The sequence below is a fragment of the Streptomyces sp. NPDC006372 genome (assembly GCF_040612515.1).
Lineage (GTDB): Bacteria > Actinomycetota > Actinomycetes > Streptomycetales > Streptomycetaceae > Streptomyces.
On record NZ_JBEXQJ010000003.1, the window covers coordinates 358,308 to 379,706 of the forward strand.

The following is a 21,399-nucleotide window of genomic DNA, read 5'->3' on the forward strand; positions in this document are numbered from 1 at the left end:
TGTGGGAGATCTGCTGCTGGTCCGCCACGGCGAGACGGAGTGGAGCCGGAGCGGACAGCACACCAGTTACACCGACCTGCCCCTCACCCCGCGCGGTGAGGAGCAGGCCAGGTCGCTCGCTCCGCTCCTGGCCGGCCGTCGCTTCGCGCTGGTCCTCACCAGCCCCCTCGACCGCGCCCGACGCACCGCCGAACTGGCGGGACTGACGGGCGCCGGCCGGGAGGCGGACCTGCACGAGTGGTACTACGGCGCCTACGAGGGCGTCACCACCGAGGAGATACACCGCGACCGCCCCGACTGGGACCTGTGGACCCACGGTGCGCCGCCCGGCCCCGAGGGCAGTCCGGGCGAGTCCCCGGACGAGGTCGGCGCAAGGGCCGACCGCGTGCTGGCCCGGGTGACGGCGGCGCTGCCCGAGGGCGACGTGATGCTGGTGGCGCACGGCCACTTCCTGCGCGTCCTGACGGCCCGCCGGCTGGGTCTGACACCGGCCGAGGGAAGGCTGTTCCGGCTGGAGACGGGCACGGTCAGCCGGCTGTCGACCGAGCACGGGCGACCGGTGATCGAGGAGTGGAACACGCGGGCGTAACGCGCCCCGGCCGGGGGCGGGTTGACAGCCCCCGGCCGGGACGTCAGAGTCCCCGCTGATGGAGATCGACAACATGACACCCGCCGAGGAGCGGGTGTGGCGCGCCTTCCCGCGCGGCCAGGACGTGGACTTCCGGGGGCCGGCGGACGAGCGTCCCGGGCGAGGCGCGGACTGGGGCCCGGAACGGACCGTACGCGCGTCCGTGTTGCGGGCCCTGCTGCTGAGCGCGCCGCAGGAGGACGGGGAGACCGCCGCCCTCAGACTGGGGGGTGCGCGGATCACCGGGGTGCTCGACCTCAAGTACAGCGAAGTCGATCACGCCGTGCGCCTGAGTCACTGCTCCTTCGAGAAGGCCCCCGTGCTGTACGCGGCGCGCGTGCGCCATCTCAACCTGCGCGACTCCGTCCTGCCCGGCCTGGACGCCGCCACGCTGCGGGTGGACGGCGTCCTGCGCATGTCGGACTGCCTGTTCGACGGGCCCGTGCGGCTCGGTGGCGCACAGATCGCCGGGGCGCTGTTCCTGGACCGGGCCGACATGGACGAACGGTCCGCCGGTCAGCCCGCACTCCAGCTCAACCATGTGACCATCGGGGACGGCCTGTCGGCTCCGGGCCTGCGCGCGCGGGGCGGAGTACGGCTGACGGGCGCGTCGGTCGCCGGATCCGTGGACCTGAGCGATGCCCGGCTGCGGGGCGGCACGGGGGAGGTCGTCCTCGACGCGGAGCTGGCCGCGGTGGAAGGCGACGTCCTGCTGCGCGGCGTGGAGGTGTCCGGCTGGATCGGTCTGCGCGGTGCCCGGATCGAGGGCCGCCTCGACCTGTCGCACGCGCGGCTGTCGAACCCCGGTGATGCGGCGCTGCGGGCCAGCAGCTGCACCATCGGGGAGGTCTGGCTGCGCAAGAGCCCGCCCATGGAGGGCACGCTCAACCTGCGCCGCGCCCAGCTGGACGTCCTGTGGCTGGAGCCGGACGTGGTCCCTGAGGAGGTCCTGCTCGACAGCCTCGTCTACACCTCCCTCACCCCGCACGCGCCCGCGGAGCGCCGCCTGGCGATGCTGGAGCGGGACGGCGAGGGCTATGTCCCGCACGCCTACGAGCAGTTGACCGCCGCCTACCGCCGGATCGGCGACGACCAGGCCGCCCGCATGGTCCAGCTCGCCAAACAGCGCCGCCACCGCGGCACGCTGCCCTGGTACGGCCGGCTGTGGGGTCATGTGCAGGACGCCACCGTCGGCTACGGCTTCCGTCCGCTGCGGGCCGCCGGCTGGCTGGTGTCGCTGCTCGTGATCGGCTCCGTCGTCTACGCGCTGCACCACCCGCAGCCGCTGAAGGCGGACGAGGCCCCGGAGTTCAACCCGGTGTTCTACACGTTCGATCTGCTGCTGCCGGTGATCTCCTTCGGGCAGGAGGGAGCGTTCGCCCCCACCGGCGGGTACCAGTGGCTCGCCTACGCCCTCGTGCTCACGGGCTGGATCCTCGCCACCACCGTCGTCACCGGCATCACCCGGACCGTCAGCCGCCAGTGAGCGCCCGCACCGCGTGCTGGGCCGCCAGCCGCACCGGGGCGTTGGCCGCGCCGTAACCCCGGTAGCCGTCGTCACGCTGGACCAGTTCGAAGAAGACACGGCCGACGGTGCGGGTGTAGCAGTGCAGGAAGACGCCGTGGGCGTCGCGGTCGTAGAGGATGCCGAGGTCGCGGTAGGTCTCCAGCTCGCCGTCGGGGAGCTCGAAGCGGGCGGCGAGGTCGTCGTAGTAGTTGGCCGGGACGGGCAGCAGAGCGCCGCCGGCGTCGCGGAAGCGGCGGGCCGAGGCGATCACGTCGTCGGTGGCCAGGGCGATGTGCTGGGCGTGCACGGTGTCGTCCGTGGGGGCGGCGCCGACGGTGAGGGCGATCCGGACGCTGCCGTCGGCGTTGGTCACGGCGCGGCTGCGCAGCAGACCGTAGGGGTCGGCGAGGTCCACGCTCTCCTTGCCGTGCAGGCCGAGCACCCCGCGGTGGAAGAGGACCGCCTCGTCGAAGTGGTGCCAGGGCTGGGTGAGGGCGACGTGGTCGATGCGGCGGATGCCCGCCGGCGCGGGCTCCCGGTCCGTGTCCTCGAAGTCGGCCCGCCAGTCGGGCAGGCCCGGGCGGCCGGTGGCGCAGAAGAACAGCTCCGTGCCGTCGGGGGCGGCGACCGCGTCGAGCGGGGCGTCCCCGGGTGCCCGGCGGCGGGGCAGGACGGGAGCCAGCAGCGCCTCGGCACGCTGCGCCGCCGCGGCGGGGTCCGGTGACTCGAGCCCGATCGCGGCGAGCCGGGTGCCGTCGCGGCGGACGACCGGCCCGGTGTTGACGAGGATCCGGGCGTCTCCCTGCTCCCACAGGGCGACGGGCTTGCCCCGATGGCGGGCGGTGCGGGTGAATCCCAGGGCCCCGAGCAGGGCGGTGAGGGGCTCGGCGTCGGGCGTGACCAGCTCGGCGAAGGCGACGCCGGTGGGGACGACCGGTGCGGGCAGTGGCGCCCGGCCCACCGTCTCCTGGAGGACCAGCAGGGAGCGCCGGGCGTCGACGGCGGTCGGGCCGGCCTCGGCCTGCCGGAAGACGTCGTTGAAGACCTCCAGGGAGAGCGGGCCGTCGTAGCCGGTGGCCAGGACGTGCCGCAGCAGGCCGGCGACGTCGAAGCCGCCCTGGCCGGGGAAGCAGCGGTAGTGGCGGCTCCACTGGAGGACGTCCATGGCGAGCAGCGGGGCGTCCGCGAGCTGGAGGAAGAAGATCTTCTCGCCGGGGATGTCCGCTATGCCTTCGAGGTCCTTCGGGTCGGAGCTGCGGGACAGGATGTGGAAGCTGTCCAGGCAGGTGCCGAGGGCGGGGTGGCCGGCCGACTCGACGATGCGCCAGGCGTGGTCGTACGTGCTGACGTGCCGCCCCCAGGCGAGTGCCTCGTAGGCCACCCGGACGCCGCAGTCCCGGGCGAGGTCGGCGAGCCGGCTCAGCTGCTCGGCGGCGAGGGCGTCGTCGTCCACCGCGAGCGGGGAGACGCTGGAGCAGACGAGGACCGTGCCGGCGCCGAGCCTGCGCATCAGCTCGAACTTGTGCCGGGCCCGCCGCAGGTTCCGGGCGAACGCGTCCTCGGGGACGGCCTCGATGTCCCGCATCGGCTGGAAGAGGTCGACGGTGAGGCCGAGGTCGGCGCAGCGGGCGCGGATCTCCTCGGGAGTGAGGGGGCTGGCCAGCAGGTCGTTCTCGAAGATCTCCACCCCGTCAAAGCCGGCCCGGGCGGCGGCGTCAAGCTTCTCGGTGAGGGACCCGCTGAGGGAGACGGTGGCGATGGACGTACGCACGGAGACACCCCTCTCTAGTTCGTGGCCCCTACGGCGCCGGCCAGTTCGGTCAGGTCCGCCAGCATGTGTGCGGCGTCGGGTTCCCGGCCGGTGAACAGGCGGAACGCGTCGGCGGCCTGGAAGGCGGCCATGCCGCCGCCGTCGAGGGTGGCGCAGCCCAGTGCGCGGGCGGTGCGCAGCAGTTCGGTCTCCAGCGGGCGGTAGACCACCTCGGCGACCCAGAGCCCGGGGCGGAGCAGCTCGGCGGGCAGGGGCAGGCCGGGGTGGGCCGCCATGCCGGTCGGCGTGGCGTGCACGATGCCGTCGGCCTGTGCGAGCAGCCCGGCCTGCCGGTCCGGGGGGGCGGCCGCCGCGCGGCCCCGGCCGAACGCGCGGTTCAGGGAGCCGGCCAGAGCGGCGGCCCGCTCGGGCAGGGCGTCGACGAGGGTGATCCGCTCGGCGCCGAGGGTGAGCGTGGCGTGTGCGACGGCCGCGCCCGCACCGCCGGCGCCCAGCTGGACGACCCGTTCCAGGGGCGCGTCGGGCAGTCCCCGCGCGAAGGACGCGGCGAAGCCGGTGACGTCGGTGTTGTGGCCGACGGCGCGGCCGTCCTCGAAGACGACGGTGTTGACCGCGCCCAGCGCCTCGGCCTGCGGGGCGAGCGCGTCCAGGTGCTCGATGACGAGCTGTTTGCACGGGTGCGTGATGTTCAGCCCGTCGAAACCGAGGTCGCGGGCGGCACGCACCAGGTCGCCCACCGCCTCCGGCGGCACGCCGAGCGTCTCGATGTCGATCAGCCGGTACAGCAGGCGCAGCCCCTGCCGGCCGGCCTCCCCCTCGTGCAGCGCCGGGCTGAGTGACGGGCCGATGCCGGAGCCGATCAGTCCGACGAGATACGAGTCCTTGGGCACGCGGGCCTCCCGAGCGGCTCACTAATGTACGAACTAGTACGTTAGCTATATCAGCCCGGCACGGGCTCGGGAAGACCCCGCGGGCGGACGTGCCCCTGCTTCTACAATCACCGGCACGGACCCTCCGCCCGAAGGAACCTGATGACCAGCGTCGAAGAACCGGCCCGTCCTGGCGAGCGCGAGCGCGTCCGTGACGCCGCCCGCACCCAGGCGGAGATCCTCGACGTCGCCACGCAGGAGTTCGCCCGGGCCGGCTACGACGGCGCCCGGGTGGACGAGATCGCCGCCCGCACCCGCACCACGAAGCGGATGATCTACTACTACTTCGGCGGCAAGGAACAGCTGTTCACCACGGTGCTGGAACGGGCCTACGGCGTGATCCGGGAAGCCGAGCAGGAGCTCGACGTCGAGCATCTGGACCCGGTGGCGGCCATCCGGCGGCTGGCCGAGGTGACCTTCGACCACCACGAGCAGCACCCGGACTTCATCCGCCTGGTCAGCATCGAGAACATCCACGAGGCGCACCACATCGCGGCGTCCGAGAAGCTCGGCAGGATCGGCTCCCCCGCCCTGGACGTGATCCGCCGCATCCTCGAGGAGGGTCGCAGGTCAGGTCTGTTCACGGCCGATGTGGACGCCGTCGACCTGCACGCGATGATCTCCTCGTTCTGCTTCTTCCGCGTCTCCAACCGGCACACCTTCGGCGCGCTGTTCGGCCGCGACCTGGTCGACCCGGCGCGGCGCACGCAGTACCGCACCATGCTGGGCGACATGGTGATCGCGTACCTCACGGCGGAGCGCGCCTCGGACTGAGACCTCCGGCGCGCGACCTCTTGACACCGGCGGCACACGGGCGCAGCATCACTGGCCAACCCCTACTAACTATCCAGTGGGTTAATTAGCCGCGATCCGGCAGTCCCCCCTCTGCACCGCCCTTTCCCTCACTCCGCCTGTGCCCAGGGTGGAGCCCCCTAAGGAGCCGCCGTGTCCGTCCCCGCCACGCCTCGAGGGGCCGCAGCCCCACCCGGCCAGCCCAGGAAAGCCGCCACCGCCGCCTGGATCGGCAGCGCGCTGGAGTACTACGACTTCTTCATCTACGGCAGCGCCGCCGCGCTGATCTTCCCCGAGGTGTTCTTCGACGAGTCCGACCCGGCCACGGCGACCCTGCTGTCGCTGGCCACGTTCGGCGTCGCGTACGCCGCCCGCCCGGTGGGCGCGCTGGTCCTCGGGCACTTCGGGGACAAGCTGGGCCGCAAGAAGATCATGGTCTTCACGCTGATGCTGATGGGCCTGTCGACGTTCCTCATCGGCTGTCTGCCCACCCGGGCCCAGGCCGGCACCCTCGCCCCGGTCCTGCTGGTGCTGTGCCGGGTGCTCCAGGGCATCTCGGCGGCGGGCGAACAGGCCAGCGCCAACTCCATGACGCTGGAGCACGCACCGCCGGGCCGGCGCGGCTTCTTCACCAGCTTCACCCTCAGCGGCACACAGGGCGGCCAGCTGCTGGCCACGCTGGTCTTCATCCCGATCGCCGCGCTGCCCGAGGAGCAGCTGCTGTCCTGGGGCTGGCGGGTGCCGTTCTGGCTGAGCGTCGCGGTCGCCGTCGTCGGCTACGTCATCCGGCGCAAGCTGGACGAGACCCCGGCCTTCGCCCAGCAGGCCGCCGAGGAGGGTGTCGTGAAGCTGCCGCTCGCGGTGCTGCTGCGCGAGCACTGGGCCGACGTGCTGCGGGTGATCGCGGGTGCGCTGATCGCCTCGGTCAGCACGATCTTCACGGTGTGGGCGCTGGCGTACGCCACGAGCGACGCGGTCGGTATGTCGCGCACCGCCATGCTGTGGGTGGGCGCCCTGGCCAACGTCGTGGCGCTCGCCGCGATCCCGCTGTGGGCCACACTGGCCGACCGGATCGGCCGCCGTCCGGTGTTCCTGATCGGTGCGGCCGGCAGCGCGGTGACCATGTTCCTGTACCTGTGGGCGGTCTCCACCGGCTCCTACCCGCTGACCTTCCTGACGGGCGTCCTCTGCTTCGGTGTGGTCTACAGCGCCGCGAACGGTGTGTGGCCGGCCTTCTACGGCGAGATGTTCAGGACCCGGGTGCGGCTGTCCGGGGTGGCCATCGGCACGCAGATCGGTTTCGCGGCGGCCGGCTTCGCGGTGACGTTCGCCGCGCAGATCGCCGGGCCGGGCGGCGACGACTGGCCGGCGGTGGCCCTGTTCACGGCGGCGCTGTGTGTGCCGCCGGTCATCGCCGCGCTGTCGGCCCGTGAGACGCACCGGGTTCCGACGGAGCAGCTGGGGGTCCGCAACCCGCGGGAGGCCGGTCAGCCGGCGAAGGTGACGGCCTGACCTCCTGAGGACCGCCTGTCATGACGGGCCGGTGTCCGGCGGCGGCCTCAGGACTTGCTGTGCACGATCTGGATCAGATTGCCGCAGGTGTCGTCCAGGACCGCGCTCGTGATGGGGCCCATCTCCACCGGCTCCTGCGTGAAGCGCACCCCCAGGCCGCGCAGCCGCTCGAACTCCGCCCGGACGTCGTCCACGGCGAACGAGGCGGCCGGGATACCGTCCTGCACCAGCGCCGTCTTGTACGGCTGCACCGCGGGGTGGCCCGAGGGTTCGAGGAGCAGCTCGGTCCCCTCGGGGTCCTCCGGTGAGACCACGGTCAGCCACCGGTCCGTTCCCACGGGAACGTCGTGCTTCTTCACGAAGCCCAGCACGTCGGTGTAGAAGCGCCGCGCCTTCTCCTGGTCGTCGACGAAGACGCTGGTGATGTGGATCCTCATGCGCTGTCCTCCGGTGAGTCGGTCCTGAGCCATCGGTTCATGACGCGCTCAAGGGGTTCGGTGTGTTCAGGCCGTGGAACTCGTAGCGGCCCTGGCGCCGTGAAACGACCAGACCCGCCGATTCCGGCACGGCCAGATGCTGACCGATCGCCTGGCGCGAGGCAAGTGGCGACGTGCCCGTCAAATCCCGCACCGGGAGAAAGTCTGAGCCGGTCCGGGCGGGGTATGCCGGTCCTCACCTCGACGAGCACGACGGAGGACGATCGATGGCACAGCTGCGACAAGAGGTCGAACCGGGTGAGGCCGGACTGGATCCGCAGGTGCTGGGCCGCCTGGACCGGCACCTCGCCGGCCTGGTGGACGAGGGGCACCTGCCGGGCTTCCTCGTCTCCATAGCCCGGGGCGGACACGTCGCCCACCTCACGACGCACGGGCTGCGCGACATCGCGGCCGGGCTGCCCGTCGAGTCCGACACACTGTGGCGGGTCTACTCCATGACGAAGCCGGTCACCGCGGTCGCCGCCCTGCTGCTGGTGGAGGAGGGCCGGCTGTCGCTGGACGATCCGGTCGCCGACCACCTGCCGGCGTTCGCCGCCCCACGGGTGTACGAGAGCGGGTCGGGCGCCGACGTCAGGACCCGTCCGGCCGGCGGCCCGATACTCGTCCGGCATCTGATGACCCACACCTCGGGCCTGACCTTCGGCTTCTACCACACCCACCCCGTCGACGCCCTGTACCGCGAGGCCGGTCTGGAGTCGTCGGTGCCGCCGGGTGCCGACCTCGCGGAGACCATCGAGGTGTACGCGAGTCTGCCGCTGCAGTTCGAGCCCGGGACACAGTGGAACTACTCGGTGGCCAGCAATGTCCTGGGCCGGATCATCGAGGTCGTGTCCGGACAGCCGCTCGACGTGTTCTGCGCCGAGCGGATCTTCGGGCCGCTCGGCATGACCGACGCGGGGTTCCACGTCACGGACGAGCAGGCGCCCCGGCTGTCCGAGATGTACGGGGAGAAGGAGGGCGGCGGCATAGCCCCGGCCCCGGGGCTGCCGCTGCGCGGCGGACGGCCGCGGTTCCTGTCGGGCAGTGGCGGCATGGTGGCCTCCGCCCACGACTACCACCGGTTCATGGAGCTGCTGCGCCGCCGGGGCGAGCTCGACGGCGTCCGTCTCCTCGCCCCGGACACCGTGGACCTGATGACCGGCAACCAGCTGCCCGGCGGCGCCGACCTGCGCGCCTTCGGCAGCCGTCCCGCCCATGACGAGCCCGGCAACGCCGGTGTCGGCTTCGGCCTCAACGTCTCCGTGGTGATCGACCCGTCCCGCACGCAGGCGCCGTCCGCGCTCGGCGCCTACGGCTGGAGCGGGGTCGCCACGACGACCTTCTGGGTCGACCCGGGCCACGACCTGACCGTGCAGTTCATGACACAGGTGCGACCCAGGTCCTCCCACACGGTCTTCCGCGACCTCAAGCGGCTGGTCCACGAGGCCGTGACGCACTGAGGCCGCTCACCCCTCGACGCGCTGCGTGAACTCGACCCCCTCACGGGCGAGTTCACGCAGCCACTGCCCGGACCGCTCCGCCGTCTCCGCGGCCCGGTTCAGGCCGGGCGGCAGGGAGCCGTCCAGCACGTGGCGGACGCCCAGGGCGAGGGTGCGCGAGACGCAGCGGGCCATCGCGCTCTCCCGCGCGTCGCCCACCAGGTCCAGGAGGTAGCCGCCCGCCCAGGAACGGCCCGTGCCGGCCCGCACGTCCAGCGACACGGCGAGCACGACCCGGTCCCGGTCGTCCTCCGTGGTGGGGTAGGCGGCGGCCAGCTCCCGGGCGAGGGCGGCGATCCTGGTGTCGTCGCCGCTCTTCAGCTCCTCGAAGACACCGTCCCAGGCCCGCAGCCAGCCCTCCAGGCGCAGGGTGCCGCGCACGAACGTCCGCGGTGTCCAGGTGTCCGGCAGCCCGTACTGCTCGACGAACGGGACGCTGTCGCGGTTCGGGTAGACCTCGAAGGTCTCCCCGCCGACGAGATGCCGCCGGGTCGCCTCCCACGGACGGTCCGCGACCGTCTCGGCACCGTCCTCGATGTAACGGGCAGGAGAACGAAGGGCGTTGAGGACACCCGCGGGCGCCCAGCTGAAGCGGTAGGTGAAGTCGTTCGGGACGGCCGGGACGCCGCCGCAGTACGACGTCAGGGTGTACGAGGCGGGCGTCCCGTCGCCGATCGCCTCCCGGGCCCGGGCCACGAGGGCGTGGGCGAAGAGGTGGTCGATGCCCGGGTCGAGCCCGGCCTCGGTGAGGACGACGAGGCCGGCCTTCTCAGCGGCGGGCACCTGCTCCAGTACCGCCTCGGACACGTAGCTGGAGCAGGCGAAGTGCGCCCCCATCCGGACGCACTCCGCGAGCAGCGGCGCGTGCTCCGGCGCGGGCAGCATGGACACGACCACATCGCCGGGGGCGAGTTCGGCGGTCAGCGCGGCGAGGGTGTAGGTGCGGGGCTCGGCCCGTCCGCCGAGGCCGAGCCGGTCGAGGGCGTCGGCCGCGCGGCTCTCGGTGCGGTGCCAGAGGCGTACGCGCGCGGCGGTGTCGCACAGCGCGGCCAGGCCACTGCCCGTGGACAGGCCGGCGCCGACCCAGTGGACGGTGCCGCTCGCGGGTGCCGGGTCAGTGGTCAAGGGACTTCCCCCTCAGTCGAGACCGTGTTCACGAGATGCCTGACGGAACCGGTCCAGGCAGTGTCCCCAGGGCCCGGTGATTCCGAAGTCGAGCAGGTGGGGCAGCAGGGCCGCCGAGAAGTCGGCGCTGGACTCCAGCGGCAGCAGGGAGGGCAGGTTGTCGATGGCGATCAGGTCGAGCGGGGGCTCCTTGCGCAGCCGGCGTACGGGCTCGTCCCAGTCGGTGGTGTCGTCGTACACCGGGAGGACGTTGAGCGGGGAGCCGACGTCGCAGGTCACGTCGCACAGGGTGCGCAGACGTCGGTCCGGGCTGTCGAGGTCCTGCTCACGCAGGAAGGGCGGGACGGGGCTGGTGGCGAGCACCGCGTTGACCATCACGTCGTGCCGCAGCAGGGCGCCGCGGTCCAGGTCGCGGGTCTCGGCGAGGTCCCAGCAGGTCGGGTCGGCACCGGCGGCTGCGAAGGCCGTGCGGGCGCCGCGTCCGCTGCGGCCCAGGGCGCCGATGACGAGGCCGGTGAACTCCGGGTCGCCGGGGGCGGGCCGCAGCGTCTCGTCCAGGTCCTCCTTCGTCGTGGGCGCGAGCGGTGCCCGCAGCCGGCCCCGGTGCTGGAGCACCGCCAGGGCCGCGCCCAGATAGCCGGCCCGGAAGCCGAACGCGGCGAGGCGCCGCCCGGTGTCGTCCACCAGGTATTCGAGGTCGAACAGCGTCCCGCCTCCGGCGGCGAACCGGCGCAGCAGGTCGCCCGCGCCCGGCTGGCCCTTGTAGGCGTGGCCGAAGAAGATGTGCCGGTGGGTCAGTTCGACCGGATCCGCCGGCAGTTCCTTCAGGCCGAGCACCACGGCGTCCGGCGGCGCCGACACCCAGGAGCCCGAGGGGGCGACGCGGCAGCCGGCCGCCTCGTACTCCTCGATCGGGAAGACGCGCTGCGGCGACTCCTCGACGGTCAGTGCCACGCCGTTGTCGACGAGCCGCCGGGCGTCGTCGGGCACGATCGGTGTGCGTCGCTCGGTCGTTCGGGCCTCGTGGCGCAGCCACAGCTGGAGCTCGGTCATCCCGGGTGGGCCTCCGGACGTGAGGCGCCGGCCGCCTGCTGGCCGGCGCTCAAGGGTCGGACGTCCACGAAGCGTACGCGGCCCGCCCGCGGGTCGCGTACGAATCCGTCCAGGTCACGTCGTGGGAAACCGGAATCGGCCCCGGTCTCGGAGGAGCGTTTCGGGAGGTGCGTCTCAGGAGGAGTTGACCACCGCGTCCAGGTGGGGCAGGTGGTGGTCGAGGCGCTCCCGCTTGGTGCGCAGGTACGTGATGTTGTTCTCGCACGGCGGGATCAGCAGCGGCACCTGCTCGGCGACGCTGATGCCGTGGCTCACCAGCGCCTCGCGCTTGCGCGGGTTGTTGGACATCAGGCGGACGGACTTCACACCCAGGTCGTCCAGGATCCGGGCGGCCACCCCGTAGTCGCGTGCGTCGACCGGCAGACCGAGCGCGAGGTTGGCCTCGACCGTGTCCAGGCCCTCCGCCTGCAGGGCCATCGCGCGCAGCTTGGCGAGCAGGCCGATGCCCCGGCCTTCATGCCCTCTGAGGTAGACCACGACACCGGCGCCCTCGGCGACGACCGCGCGCAGGGCGGCGTCGAGCTGGTCACCGCACTCGCAGTGCTGGGAGCCGAAGGCGTCGCCGGTCAGGCACTCCGAGTGCAGCCGGATGAGGACGTCGTCCGGGCCGATCTCGCCGTAGACCAGCGCGACCTGTTCGTCACCGCGGTCGTGGTCCATGTAGCCGATCGCCTGGAATTTCCCGTACGCGGTGGGCAAGGGGGCATTCACGACGCGTTCCACGCCGGTCCGCTGCGGTGCCTTCTTGCCGAGTACGCCAATTTTGTCTGTCATGATTCTCGAGTTCCTAAGCTGAGACGAAAGGCCGTGACGATATGAGTGATCTGGTGCCGGCGGACACCACGGAAGACGTACGGACGCGAGCTGCCGGCGTCTCACGGCAGGTCGCGGTGCTTCCCGTGGGGAGCTTCGAACAGCACGGCGCGTATCTTCCGTTGGCGACCGACACGCTGGTGGCCTGTGCCGTCGCGCGGGAGATAGCCGGCGCGTACCCGGTGCACCTCCTTCCTCCGGTGACGATCTCGTGCTCGCACGAGCACGCGGGCTGGCCGGGGACCGTCAGCATCTCCTCGGTGACCCTTCATGCGGTGGTACGGGACATAGCGGCTTCGCTCCGCCGGTCCGGCGTCGACGCCCTGGTGGTGGTCAACGGGCACGGCGGAAACTACGTACTGGGCAACGTCGTTCAGGAGTCCTCCGCCCGCGGCGAGCGGATGGCGCTCTTCCCGGCCGCGGAGGACTGGGAGGCGGCGCGGGAGCGGGCGGGTGTGGTCACCTCGCTGCTCACCGACATGCACGCGGGGGAAATAGAAACCTCCATCCTTCTGCACGCTCATCCCGAAATGCTCCGGCCCGGTTATGAGACCTCCGACTTCGTCGCTGACGACCGGCGTCATCTGCTCACCCTCGGCATGTCCGGCTATACCGATTCCGGTGTCATCGGCCGTCCTTCGCTGGGTTCGGCGGAAAAGGGGAAGGAACTCCTGTCGAGCCTGGCGGATTCCTTCGGGGCGTATTTCTCGTTGCTGACGTCCGACGCGTAGTCACGCGCCGGCGCGCGGCCTGGTCCCGGGTCCGGTGCGACGGACCGGGACTCCGCGCGCAGCCCCGCGTACCAGCGGGCGACGAGCACGACGAGGCCGGGCAGGCTCGCCGCGAGGCTGAGCACGCCGTAGACGACCGCGACGGCGAGTCCCCGGCCCGCGCCGAGGCCGGCGGCCCCGAACGCCCAGGCGGTGACGCCCTCCCTCGGTCCCCAGCCGCCGACGTTCAGCGGCAGGCCCATCGCGAGCAGCGCGAGGACCGCGAGCGGTACCAGGACGGCCACGGAGGCGGCGACCCCGGCCACGCGGGCGGCGAGTACGAACATGGCGACGTAACCTGCCAGAACGACCACCGAGCTGACGATCACCCCGGGCCCGTTGCGGCGGGACATCAGCCCTTCCCGTGCCTCGGCGAGCGTGCCGCGCAGGGCCCGGCCCCGGCGGGAGGGCGCCGCCCGGTTCATGCGCAGGGCGAGGACGACGGCGAGTGCCCCGAGGGCGGCCAGGACCGCGAGCGGAGCGATGTGCCGGGTCTCGGCGAGCACCGGGGACGGCATGGTCAGCAGGATCACGGCACCGGCGGCGAACAACGCGAGTTGCCCGGCGGCCCGTTCGAGCACGACGGCCTTCACACCGCGCCGCACGTCCCCCTCGCTCTGCCCGTGCCGCACCGCCCGGTGCACATCGCCGAGGATGCCGCCGGGCAGGGCCGCGTTGAGGAACAGCGCGCGGTAGTAGTCGGCGACGGCGGGTCCGAGCGGCAGCCGGATCCGGAGCCCTCGGGCCACGAGCGCCCACCGCCAGGCGCTGCACACGGTGGTGACGAGCCCGATCCCGAGCGCGAGCAGCAGCGTTCCGGCGTCGATCCGCCGCAGCCCGTCCAGGAAGACGCCGGTACCGAGCCGCCAGAACAGCACGCCGAGGATGGCGACTCCGGCGAGGGTCCCGAGGTGCGTACGGACCTTGCGGGAGCCGATCCGGGCCAGGGCGGCGCGGACCGGGCCGGGCGACGGGGAAGCGGCGCGGGGGCCGGGGCCCGCCGCGTCGGTCACGGACGGCGGGGCCTCGGAGACGTCGGCGGTTCTGCGCGACGGCTCGGCGACTGCCGCTGCCGGGGCACCGGACTCCGCGAGCGGACCCCGGTTCCCGCCGGTCTCCGGCAGCCGGGTGCTCTCGGCGGAGGCCGGCCGTGGACGTGTTCCCGTCGCCTGGGGGCTCATGACGCTCCGCCCGCCGGACGGACCAGAGCCAGGAGGTCCGTGTGGTGGACGGTGACGCGCAACTCGCCCGCGGCGCAGGACGCCAGGCGGTCGGCCAGGTAGGCGTCGGCCGCGGCGCGCAGATCGGGGCGCTGTTCCACGGCGGCTCCGACCCAGCCGCGCAGCCACTGTTCCGTGAGCGCCGCCTGGTCGGGGCCGAGCCGCCAGGGGCTCGGATGCAGCCGCACCGTCGCACCGTTCTCGGAGAACGCCTCGGCCGCCGCCGTGACCGCGTCGGGGCCGAGCAGGCCGTCGCGGCGCTGGTGGTCGTTGAACGCCTGGGCTATCGCCGCGTCCAGGGGGTGGGAGGGGGTCAGCTCCACGCGTCCGGCGACGGACAGCGTCAGCAGCGCGGGGCAGCCGGCTCCGGCGCAGGCGGCGGCGAGGGTGTCGATCTCCTCGCGGGTGAGGACGTCCAGCAGGGCGGACGCCGTCACCAGGGACGCGCCGTGCAGGGCGTCCGGCGTGAGGCGGGCGATGTCACCGCGCCGCGTCTCCACCGTGACCCGGCTGCCGTCTGCGGCGGAGCGCGGTGAGGCGACCGCGGCGAAGTGCAGCAGGTAGGGGTCGCGGTCGTGCAGGATCCAGTGCTGGGCACCGTCCAGGCAGGGCGCGAGCCAGCGGCCCATCGATCCGGTGCCGCAGCCCAGGTCGTGGATGACGACGCCGCCGGACTTCCCCGGGAGGTTGGCCAGCCGGATGCGCAGCGGGTCGAGCAGGTCGTGCGCCCGCGCCGCGGCGTCGGCGGGCTCCCGCAACTGCAGCCACTCCGGGGCGTAACGGGGCGGGTCGTCCGGCCCGGCCTCGCGCAGCTTCACGGTGGGGCGCGAGCCGGGCTTGGCACTGGGGCCGGCGCCCGGGATGACGGCGGCGCCCGGGGCGTCGTCGCCCGGCCCCGGAACGACGGCGCCCTCCGCGCCCGGCGCGAAGGCACCCGCTGTGCCCGTGGCCGCGAAGCCACCCGGTCCCGGAGTCACGGCGTTCGCCGGCCCGGCCTCGCCCCGTGGCCCGGGCTGGGTCGGGATCGCGCCGCTCTGCTGGGTCGTCACCGGATTCGTCATGCGGCCCTCCGGGGGTCGGTCGGGAGCCGGCGCAGTACCCCCGCCAGGCTCTGTGCGGTCGTCGCCCAGCCGTCGAGGGCGGCGCGTCGGCTGCGGGCGGCGGCCTTGAGGCGGCGGCGTACGTCCGCCTCGCCGAACCAGCCCCGCAGTTCCGCGGCGATGGCGGCGGAGTTCTCCGGTGGCACGAGAATGCCGGGCATCCCGCCGTCGGGGGCGCGGCCGACCGCCTCGGGGAGTCCGCCGACGTCCGTGGCCATGACCGGGATGCCCCGGGCCAATGCCTCGGTGACGGCCATGCCGTACGTCTCGGCGTACGAGGTGAGGACCATGAGGTCGGCCTTGGCGTAGCTGGCGTCGAGTACGGCGCCGGACTGCGGGCCCGCCAGCTCCAGCCGGTTCTCCAGCCCGTGCTTCTCGATGAGGGACCGCAGGTGGGCGACGTACTCCGGGTCCTGGGTGAGGCCGCCGACGCACACGCAGCTCCACGGCAGGTCGGTCACCGTGGCCAGTGCCTCCACCAGCCGGTGCTGTCCCTTGCGCGGCGTCACCGCGGCGACGCACAGCAGCCGGGAGACACCGTCGGTGCCGGGCGCCAGGGGCGCGATGTCCGCGCCGGGGGCCGCGACATGGACCCGCTCCGGGGGCAGGCCGTGGTGGGAGACCAGCCGGCGGACCGCCCAGTCGCTGGTGGCGATCACTGCGGGCACCGCCCGCAGCACCGTCCGCTCCCTGGCGTCCAGTTCGGCGGCCACCACCGGGTCGAGCCCGGTCTCGTCACCGAGCGGGAGGTGGACGAGGACGGCCATGCGCAACCGTTCCGCCTCCGGTACGACGATCTCCGGCACTCCGCAGGCCACCAGCCCGTCGAGCAGGACGACGGAGCCGTCGGGCAGGCCGCTCAGGGCGCGGGCGAGTTCCGTACGGGCCGCCGCTCCCGGCCGGGGCCAGTCACCGGCCACGGCGTGCTTGGTCACCTGCCAGCCGAAGCCGGGCAGGTCCAGGCACACGCGCCGGTCGTAGGCGTTGCCGCCGCTGGGCGCGGCCGGGTCGTCGACGCCGCCCGGCAGCACGAAGTGCACGGTGCGCAGGGACATGGGGATGATCTCGGCGTTCTTCAGGGCGGCGTGCTGCACCGGAACGTAGTTCAGGCGTGCCGGTCCGGTCTGTCCGGGCCGCTCGATCGTCGTGTCGGTCACAGCGCACGCTCGTAACTCGCCCAGGCGATGTGCGACTCGTGCAGGCTGACGGTGAGGCCCGCGAGACCCTTGGCGCCCTCGCCGAGCGCGCCCTTGTGGATCCGCTCGGCGAGCCGGTCGGCGATGACTTTGGCCAGGAACTCCGTGGAGGTGTTCACTCCGGCGAAATCGGGCTCGTTGTCGAGGTTGCGGTAGTTCAGCTCGCTGACGACCGCTCCGAGTTCCTGGGTGGCCAGCCCGATGTCGACGACGATGTTGTCCTCGTCCAGCTGTTCGCGCCGGAACGTGGCGTCCACGAGGAACGTGGCGCCGTGCAGGCGCTGCGCCGGTCCGAAGACCTCGCCGCGGAAGCTGTGGGCGATCATGATGTGATCGCGGACGGTGATGCTGAACAACGGACGACCCTCCAGGTGCGGCGCGTCTGCTCCCCCGCCGTTTGCTGCCGGGGATGCCGGGTAGTACGGCTGCTTGCCTTCCCCTGTTCAGCCCCGAGTACGTCTTTTCTCAGGTCAGGCCCGCTTGTCGGGGCGATGTCGTACCGGATGGAGCGATTTGTCAGCCGATGCGTCAATCGCTCCCGTCGTACGCATCAGTCGTTTTCGTCGTAGCGGACGCGGTGGCACAGGGCGGGGATCTCGCCGGAGGCGAGCTTCGGCAGCACGACGGGCAGGTCCTCGAAGGCGGATTCGCCGGTGACGAGGGTGTCGAGCGCCGGGTCGGCGAGCAGGTCGAGAGCGACGGCGAGGCGGTCGGCGTAGGTACGGTTCGGGCGGGCCGGGGAGACGGTGCCGACCTGGCTGGAGCGGATGACGAGCCGCCGTGAGTGGAAGGCCTCACCGAGGGGCACACTGATCTGCCGGTCGCCGTACCAGCTCAGTTCGAGCACGGTCCCTTCGACGGTGAGCAGTTCCAGAGACCTGGCGAGGCCCTGCTCGGTGGCGCTGGCGTGGACGACCAGATCGCAGTCGCCCCGGGCGTTCTCGGGGGTGGCGAAGCCGACGCCCAGGGCCTCGGCGATGGAGGCACGGGAGGGGTCGGCATCGACCAGCTGGACGCGGACACCGGGGAACCGGGCGAGCAGCGCGGCCACCGAGCAGCCGACCATCCCGCCGCCGACCACGGCGATCCGGTCGCCGACCAGGGGCGCGGCGTCCCACAGGGCGTTGACGGCGGTCTCCACGGTCCCGGCGAGCACGGCCCGTTCGGCGGGCACGGTCTCGGGGACGGGCGTCACCGCGCTCGCCGGGACGACGTAGCGGGTCTGGTGGGGGTAGAGACAGAACACCGTACGGCCGGCGAGCTCCTCGGGCCCCTCCTCCACCACTCCGACGTTGAGGTAGCCGTACTTCACCGGCCCCGGGAAGTCGCCCTCCTGGAACGGTGCCCGCATGGCCGTGTGCTGGCTGACGGGTACACCCCCGCGGAAGACGAGCGTCTCCGTGCCGCGGCTCACACCGGAGAAGAGCGAGCGGACCAGCACCTCGCCCTCGCCGGGATCCGGCAGGACGACGTCCCGGATCCCGCCGCGTCCGGGCGACTCGATCCAGAACGACCGTGCGGTGTGCTTCATCGAAGTCCTCCTGAACGATCGGGAAGCGGCTTGCGTACCGAGGGGTGCACAGGCCGCGCACAAGGTAGCGGCGTTGATCGACTCTGTCACACGGCCGGAGGGTGTTCGGTGGCCCTGAACAACACTTACGACGCGAGGCTCGTACAGCAGGAGACCGCCCTGGGGGCGGGCGTGCAGGTCCTGCTGCTGGCCCTGATCGGCACGGCGATCGGGATGGGCCCGGCGGGCTGGCTGAGCGGTCTCGCGTTCGCGTTCGCCACCTGGGCGGTGCTCTCCCGGGCCCTGCACCGCTCCCGGCTGCGCAGCTTCGGCGCGGCGAACCGGGTCACCCTCGGCCGGGCCACCCTCGTCGGCGGGGTCACCGCGCTGGTGGCGGACTCCTTCCAGAGTTCGCCGCCGGTGTCGCTGTTCGTCGGCCTGACGGCGGTGGCCCTGATACTGGACGGTGTCGACGGCAAGGTGGCCCGCCGCACCGGCACCTCCACCCCGCTCGGCGCGCGCTTCGACATGGAGGTCGACGCGTTCCTGATCCTGGTGCTGAGCGTGTACGTGTCCATGCAACTGGGCCCGTGGGTCCTGCTGATCGGCGGCATGCGGTACGTGTTCGTGGGCGCCGCCCGGGTGTGGCCCTGGCTGACCGCGGCACTCCCGCCGAGCACCGCCCGCAAGACGGTCGCGGCGCTCCAGGGCGTGCTCCTGCTGCTCGCCGGCGCCGACCTCCTGCCGTACGCGGTCAACTTCGGCGTGGCGGCCCTGGCTCTGGGCCTGCTGGTGTGGTCGTTCGGACGGGATGTGCTGTGGCTGTACCGGAGCTCCCGGGTCGAGGAGGCCCCGTCGCCGCGGCAGGTTCCGGAACTGGTCGCGGGCTGACGCCCGGCCGATCAGGTGCCGAACCGCCCGCGCGCCGCCTCGATATGACCGAGGTACTGGTGGGTCCAGCCGCAGAGCAGGTCCACCGTGGCGCGCAGGGCCCGGCCCGGCTCGGTCAGCGTGTATTCGACCTTCGGCGGCACGGTCGGGTGCACCTTCCGGTCGACCAGGCCGTTGCGCTCCAGCATCCGCAGGTTCTGGGTCAGCATCTTGTGGCTGACGCCCTCGACCTGGTCGCGCAGCTCGCTGAAGCGCAGGGTGCGTTCGCCGAGGGCCTCGATGATGAGCAGTGCCCACTTGTTGGCCACGTCCGAGAAGATCTCCCGCGCCAGTGAGTCCGCCCGTCGCAGGTCCGCGTCCTCGGGCAGGCCGTTCAACTCCTGCTTGGTCACCATCTGGTTCCCCAGTCACCGAGAAGTGCGTTCTTCCAGGTCGGCGCTCACTCTCCTACGGTTTCCGAGTAACCACAAGAGAGCGCGGTTCCGCGCTCTGCGAAGGGACGGGAACCATGACCACCATCGACGTCTACGACCACGGCATCCCGGCCGAGAGCCACTTCGGCTACGCACAGGCGATCAGGTCCGGCGACCTGATCCATGTCTCGGGGCAGCTGTCGTTCGACGACTCGGGCGCCTTCCACCCCGAGGACGACTTCGCCGCCCAGCTCGAGCGGACCCACGTCAATCTCGGCAAGGTTCTGGCCCACTACGGCGCCACCCGCAACCAGGTGGTCTCCCAGACGCTGTACGCGGTGGACCTGGTGAAGAACGCCGGCACCGTGGCGGAAGCCAACCGGGCGTACTTCGGCGGCCATCGCCCGGTCAGCACGGCCCTGGGTGTCACGGAACTGACCTTCCCCGGACAACTCGTGGAGATCAGCTGCGTGGTCGACCTGAAGCTGCCTGCCTGACCCGCGGGTCAGCGGCGCGTCCCGGCGTTCACGAGGGTCCGCTCGTACGGGTCGAGCACGACGCCCCTGACCTTGGTGGAGACACCCGCGATGATCTGCTGGTGGGCGAGCGGCACGACCGCGTCCGTGCCGAGGATCTCGGCCTCGGCCGCCATGGCCGCGTCCTGCCGCTCACCGGTGCCGTCGGTGCCGTCGGCCTTCTCGACGGCCCGGTCGACGTTCTTGTCGCACAGCAGCGCCAGGTTGTAGCCGCCGTCGCAGGTGTAGTCACTGGCGAGGATGCCGACGGGGTCGCCGGTGTCCAGGAGGCTGTTGCGGGCGCCGATGAACGCGTCGAACTTCCCGGCCAGCGCGTCGCTCTCCAGCCGTGAGTACTCGCGCACTTCGAGCTTCACCTCGAAGCCGGCCTTCTCCAGCTGCTGTTGCACCACCTGGGCGACTTCGGGGAGCTCGGGCCGGTTGTCGTAGGTGGCGAGGGTGATCCGCGCACCGTCGGGCCGGGCCGCCTCCGCGCGTCCGGACGGCTTCACGCGCTTGCTCTCGGCCCAGGTGACGGCGGGACCGTAGATGCCCGCGCCCGGGTCGGCGTAGCCCTCGAAGACGCCCTTGACGATGGTCGAGGCGTCGACCGCCTCGCGGGCGGCGGCCCGCAGCTTCGGGTCCTTGAAAGGCCCGGATCGGGTGTTGAGCTGCAGGCTGGTGGTGCGGGTGGTACCGGCCTCCTCGAGGGTGGCCTTGTCGAGTGTGGCGGCCTGGGCGACGGGGATCGCCTCGGCGATGTCGACGTCACCGGTGCGCACCGCGTTGGCGCGCGCGGTGCCGTCCTTGACGAAACGCGCGTCGATACCGGAGGCCTGGGCGCGGCCGCCCCAGTAGTCGTCGAAGCGGTCGAGGGTGGCGGAGCCGCCGCCGCTCACCTTCGTGATCTCGAAGGGCCCGGTGGCGGTTCCGACCGGGTCGGGGGCGCCCTTCTCGCGGTACGCCTTCGGGGAGAGGATCGCCAGGCTCGGGCTGGACAGGCGCATGGGCAGGACGGGGTCGGCGGCGGTGGTGGTGACGCGTATGCCACTCTCGCCGTCGGCCTTCGCGGTGAGGCTGACACCGGCGAGCGCGGCGGGCGCGGGCTTCGCCCTCGTGGCACGCGTGAGCGCGTCCGCCACTGCCGACGGGGTGACGGCCGTGCCGTCCTGGAAGGTGGCCTCGCGCAGGGTGAACACCCAGGTGCGGTCGCCGTCCCGGCGCCAGGACCGTGCGAGCGCGGGGGTCGCGCCACCGTTGGCGTCCAGGGCGGTCAGCCCCTCGGTGACGCCGAGCCGGCTCAGCAGCGTGGCGTCGGCACCGTACGGCGAGAAGTTCTCGGCGGGCGGGAAGGCGAGGGCGACGCGCAGCCGGGAGCCGGACTCCCCGCCGTCCGACGACGACCCCCCGCCCGGGGAGGCGAAGCAACCGGCCAGGCCCGGGATGAGGGCGAGGGCGGCGAGGAACCGGACGGGACTCTTGATGCTCTGAACACGCACTTGCACAGCATATGCATCAGGGTCCTTGCACCCACTCGCCCCCCAACGGCCCAAGGAATTTGACAGTGGTGACGATCACTCCCTAAACCTAACCACATGACATCCATTTTCAAAAGGGCG

The 21,399-nt window shown here is 72.4% G+C and carries 20 protein-coding genes and 2 pseudogenes; 8 read left to right on the forward strand and 14 right to left on the reverse strand.

Annotated elements, in window-relative coordinates:
* Position 1: 1 nt before the first annotated feature.
* Positions 2–589, forward strand: a complete 588-nt coding sequence (locus tag ABZ016_RS08730) for a histidine phosphatase family protein (protein WP_356915812.1) — start codon at positions 2–4, stop codon at positions 587–589.
* A 58-nt stretch (positions 590–647) separates the two neighbouring features.
* The gene (locus ABZ016_RS08735) at positions 648–2,114 is read left to right on the forward strand and encodes a membrane-associated oxidoreductase (RefSeq protein ID WP_356915813.1); all 1,467 of its coding nucleotides are present in this window, start codon (positions 648–650) and stop codon (positions 2,112–2,114) included.
* Here ABZ016_RS08735 and ABZ016_RS08740 read toward each other — a convergent pair.
* Both ABZ016_RS08740 and ABZ016_RS08745 read right to left on the reverse strand, forming a co-directional pair.
* Positions 2,101–3,906, reverse strand: coding sequence for a TIM barrel protein (locus ABZ016_RS08740; protein ID WP_356915814.1), 1,806 nt, complete (start codon positions 3,904–3,906; stop codon positions 2,101–2,103). The genes ABZ016_RS08735 and ABZ016_RS08740 overlap by 14 nt on opposite strands.
* Positions 3,907–3,920: 14 nt before the next feature.
* Positions 3,921–4,796: a shikimate dehydrogenase gene (locus ABZ016_RS08745; RefSeq protein WP_356915815.1), complete on the reverse strand. Its 876-nt coding sequence runs from the start codon at positions 4,794–4,796 to the stop codon at positions 3,921–3,923.
* A 141-nt stretch (positions 4,797–4,937) separates the two neighbouring features.
* Between ABZ016_RS08745 and ABZ016_RS08750 the strand changes: the two genes are divergently transcribed.
* Both ABZ016_RS08750 and ABZ016_RS08755 read left to right on the forward strand, forming a co-directional pair.
* Positions 4,938–5,609: a TetR/AcrR family transcriptional regulator gene (locus ABZ016_RS08750; RefSeq protein ID WP_356915816.1), complete on the forward strand. Its 672-nt coding sequence runs from the start codon at positions 4,938–4,940 to the stop codon at positions 5,607–5,609.
* Positions 5,610–5,780: 171 nt separating this feature from the next.
* A complete protein-coding gene (locus tag ABZ016_RS08755) occupies positions 5,781–7,139 on the forward strand; it encodes an MFS transporter (protein WP_356915817.1) in 1,359 nt (452 codons plus the stop codon).
* A gap of 47 nt (positions 7,140–7,186) precedes the next feature.
* Here the strand turns inward: ABZ016_RS08755 and ABZ016_RS08760 are convergent, their stop codons facing one another.
* The gene (locus ABZ016_RS08760) at positions 7,187–7,576 is read right to left on the reverse strand and encodes a VOC family protein (protein WP_356915818.1); all 390 of its coding nucleotides are present in this window, start codon (positions 7,574–7,576) and stop codon (positions 7,187–7,189) included.
* Positions 7,573–7,736 (reverse strand): annotated as a pseudogene (locus tag ABZ016_RS08765) (transcriptional regulator); the annotation flags it as partial. The gene ABZ016_RS08760 and the pseudogene ABZ016_RS08765, both read right to left, overlap by 4 nt.
* 106 nt (positions 7,737–7,842) lie before the next feature.
* Here ABZ016_RS08765 and ABZ016_RS08770 point away from each other — a divergent pair.
* Entirely contained in the window at positions 7,843–9,075 is a 1,233-nt protein-coding gene (locus ABZ016_RS08770) for a serine hydrolase domain-containing protein (protein WP_356915819.1), read from the forward strand.
* 6 nt (positions 9,076–9,081) lie between these two features.
* On the opposite strand, the gene ABZ016_RS08775 is transcribed toward ABZ016_RS08770, so the two are convergent.
* The 3 genes from ABZ016_RS08775 to ribA form a co-directional block, all read right to left on the reverse strand.
* A complete protein-coding gene (locus ABZ016_RS08775) occupies positions 9,082–10,239 on the reverse strand; it encodes a saccharopine dehydrogenase family protein (RefSeq protein ID WP_356915820.1) in 1,158 nt (385 codons plus the stop codon).
* A gap of 12 nt (positions 10,240–10,251) precedes the next feature.
* The gene (locus ABZ016_RS08780; RefSeq protein WP_356915821.1) at positions 10,252–11,292 is read right to left on the reverse strand and encodes a saccharopine dehydrogenase; all 1,041 of its coding nucleotides are present in this window, start codon (positions 11,290–11,292) and stop codon (positions 10,252–10,254) included.
* 174 nt (positions 11,293–11,466) lie between these two features.
* Positions 11,467–12,126 carry a GTP cyclohydrolase II gene (gene ribA, locus ABZ016_RS08785; protein WP_356915822.1) on the reverse strand — a complete coding sequence of 220 codons (660 nt, stop codon included), beginning with the start codon at positions 12,124–12,126 and terminating at the stop codon, positions 11,467–11,469.
* 41 nt (positions 12,127–12,167) lie between these two features.
* Between ribA and ABZ016_RS08790 the strand changes: the two genes are divergently transcribed.
* Positions 12,168–12,896, forward strand: coding sequence for a creatininase family protein (locus ABZ016_RS08790; RefSeq protein ID WP_356915823.1), 729 nt, complete (start codon positions 12,168–12,170; stop codon positions 12,894–12,896).
* 164 nt (positions 12,897–13,060) lie between these two features.
* Here the strand turns inward: ABZ016_RS08790 and ABZ016_RS08795 are convergent.
* The 5 genes and pseudogenes from ABZ016_RS08795 to ABZ016_RS08815 all read right to left on the reverse strand — a co-directional run.
* Positions 13,061–14,116 (reverse strand): annotated as a pseudogene (locus ABZ016_RS08795) (lysylphosphatidylglycerol synthase transmembrane domain-containing protein); the annotation flags it as partial.
* Positions 14,113–15,216 carry a class I SAM-dependent methyltransferase gene (locus tag ABZ016_RS08800; RefSeq protein WP_356915824.1) on the reverse strand — a complete coding sequence of 368 codons (1,104 nt, stop codon included), beginning with the start codon at positions 15,214–15,216 and terminating at the stop codon, positions 14,113–14,115. The gene ABZ016_RS08800 and the pseudogene ABZ016_RS08795, both read right to left, overlap by 4 nt.
* Positions 15,213–16,412, reverse strand: coding sequence for a glycosyltransferase family 4 protein (locus ABZ016_RS08805; RefSeq protein ID WP_356915825.1), 1,200 nt, complete (start codon positions 16,410–16,412; stop codon positions 15,213–15,215). Before ABZ016_RS08805 ends, ABZ016_RS08800 begins: the two co-directional genes overlap by 4 nt.
* Entirely contained in the window at positions 16,409–16,807 is a 399-nt protein-coding gene (locus tag ABZ016_RS08810) for a 6-carboxytetrahydropterin synthase (RefSeq protein ID WP_039934123.1), read from the reverse strand. Before ABZ016_RS08810 ends, ABZ016_RS08805 begins: the two co-directional genes overlap by 4 nt.
* A 194-nt stretch (positions 16,808–17,001) precedes the next feature.
* Positions 17,002–17,982 carry a zinc-binding alcohol dehydrogenase gene (locus tag ABZ016_RS08815; RefSeq protein WP_356915826.1) on the reverse strand — a complete coding sequence of 327 codons (981 nt, stop codon included), beginning with the start codon at positions 17,980–17,982 and terminating at the stop codon, positions 17,002–17,004.
* 108 nt (positions 17,983–18,090) lie between these two features.
* Here ABZ016_RS08815 and ABZ016_RS08820 point away from each other — a divergent pair, with 108 nt between their 5' ends.
* A complete protein-coding gene (locus tag ABZ016_RS08820) occupies positions 18,091–18,852 on the forward strand; it encodes a CDP-alcohol phosphatidyltransferase family protein (RefSeq protein WP_356915827.1) in 762 nt (253 codons plus the stop codon).
* Positions 18,853–18,863: 11 nt separating this feature from the next.
* Here the strand turns inward: ABZ016_RS08820 and ABZ016_RS08825 are convergent, their stop codons facing one another.
* Positions 18,864–19,247, reverse strand: a complete 384-nt coding sequence (locus tag ABZ016_RS08825) for a helix-turn-helix domain-containing protein (protein ID WP_356915828.1) — start codon at positions 19,245–19,247, stop codon at positions 18,864–18,866.
* Positions 19,248–19,360: 113 nt separating this feature from the next.
* Between ABZ016_RS08825 and ABZ016_RS08830 the strand changes: the two genes are divergently transcribed.
* Positions 19,361–19,762, forward strand: coding sequence for a Rid family hydrolase (locus ABZ016_RS08830; protein WP_356915829.1), 402 nt, complete (start codon positions 19,361–19,363; stop codon positions 19,760–19,762).
* An 8-nt stretch (positions 19,763–19,770) separates the two neighbouring features.
* Here the strand turns inward: ABZ016_RS08830 and ABZ016_RS08835 are convergent, their stop codons facing one another.
* Positions 19,771–21,285, reverse strand: a complete 1,515-nt coding sequence (locus tag ABZ016_RS08835; RefSeq protein ID WP_356915830.1) for an ABC transporter substrate-binding protein — start codon at positions 21,283–21,285, stop codon at positions 19,771–19,773.
* Between the last annotated feature and the right edge of the window lie 114 nt (positions 21,286–21,399).

Excerpts from the sequence above, each read along its gene's own strand:
- ABZ016_RS08830 (WP_356915829.1), top strand. The coding sequence starts at position 19,361 with ATGACCACCATCGACGTCTACGACCACGGCATCCCGGCCGAGAGCCAC.
- ribA (WP_356915822.1), bottom strand. The coding sequence starts at position 12,126 with ATGACAGACAAAATTGGCGTACTCGGCAAGAAGGCACCGCAGCGGACC.
- ABZ016_RS08790 (WP_356915823.1), top strand. The coding sequence starts at position 12,168 with ATGAGTGATCTGGTGCCGGCGGACACCACGGAAGACGTACGGACGCGA.
- ABZ016_RS08825 (WP_356915828.1), bottom strand. The coding sequence starts at position 19,247 with ATGGTGACCAAGCAGGAGTTGAACGGCCTGCCCGAGGACGCGGACCTG.
- ABZ016_RS08760 (WP_356915818.1), bottom strand. The coding sequence starts at position 7,576 with ATGAGGATCCACATCACCAGCGTCTTCGTCGACGACCAGGAGAAGGCG.
- ABZ016_RS08750 (WP_356915816.1), top strand. The coding sequence starts at position 4,938 with ATGACCAGCGTCGAAGAACCGGCCCGTCCTGGCGAGCGCGAGCGCGTC.
- ABZ016_RS08815 (WP_356915826.1), bottom strand. The coding sequence starts at position 17,982 with ATGAAGCACACCGCACGGTCGTTCTGGATCGAGTCGCCCGGACGCGGC.
- ABZ016_RS08780 (WP_356915821.1), bottom strand. The coding sequence starts at position 11,292 with ATGACCGAGCTCCAGCTGTGGCTGCGCCACGAGGCCCGAACGACCGAG.
- ABZ016_RS08735 (WP_356915813.1), top strand. The coding sequence starts at position 648 with ATGGAGATCGACAACATGACACCCGCCGAGGAGCGGGTGTGGCGCGCC.
- ABZ016_RS08770 (WP_356915819.1), top strand. The coding sequence starts at position 7,843 with ATGGCACAGCTGCGACAAGAGGTCGAACCGGGTGAGGCCGGACTGGAT.
- ABZ016_RS08800 (WP_356915824.1), bottom strand. The coding sequence starts at position 15,216 with ATGACGAATCCGGTGACGACCCAGCAGAGCGGCGCGATCCCGACCCAG.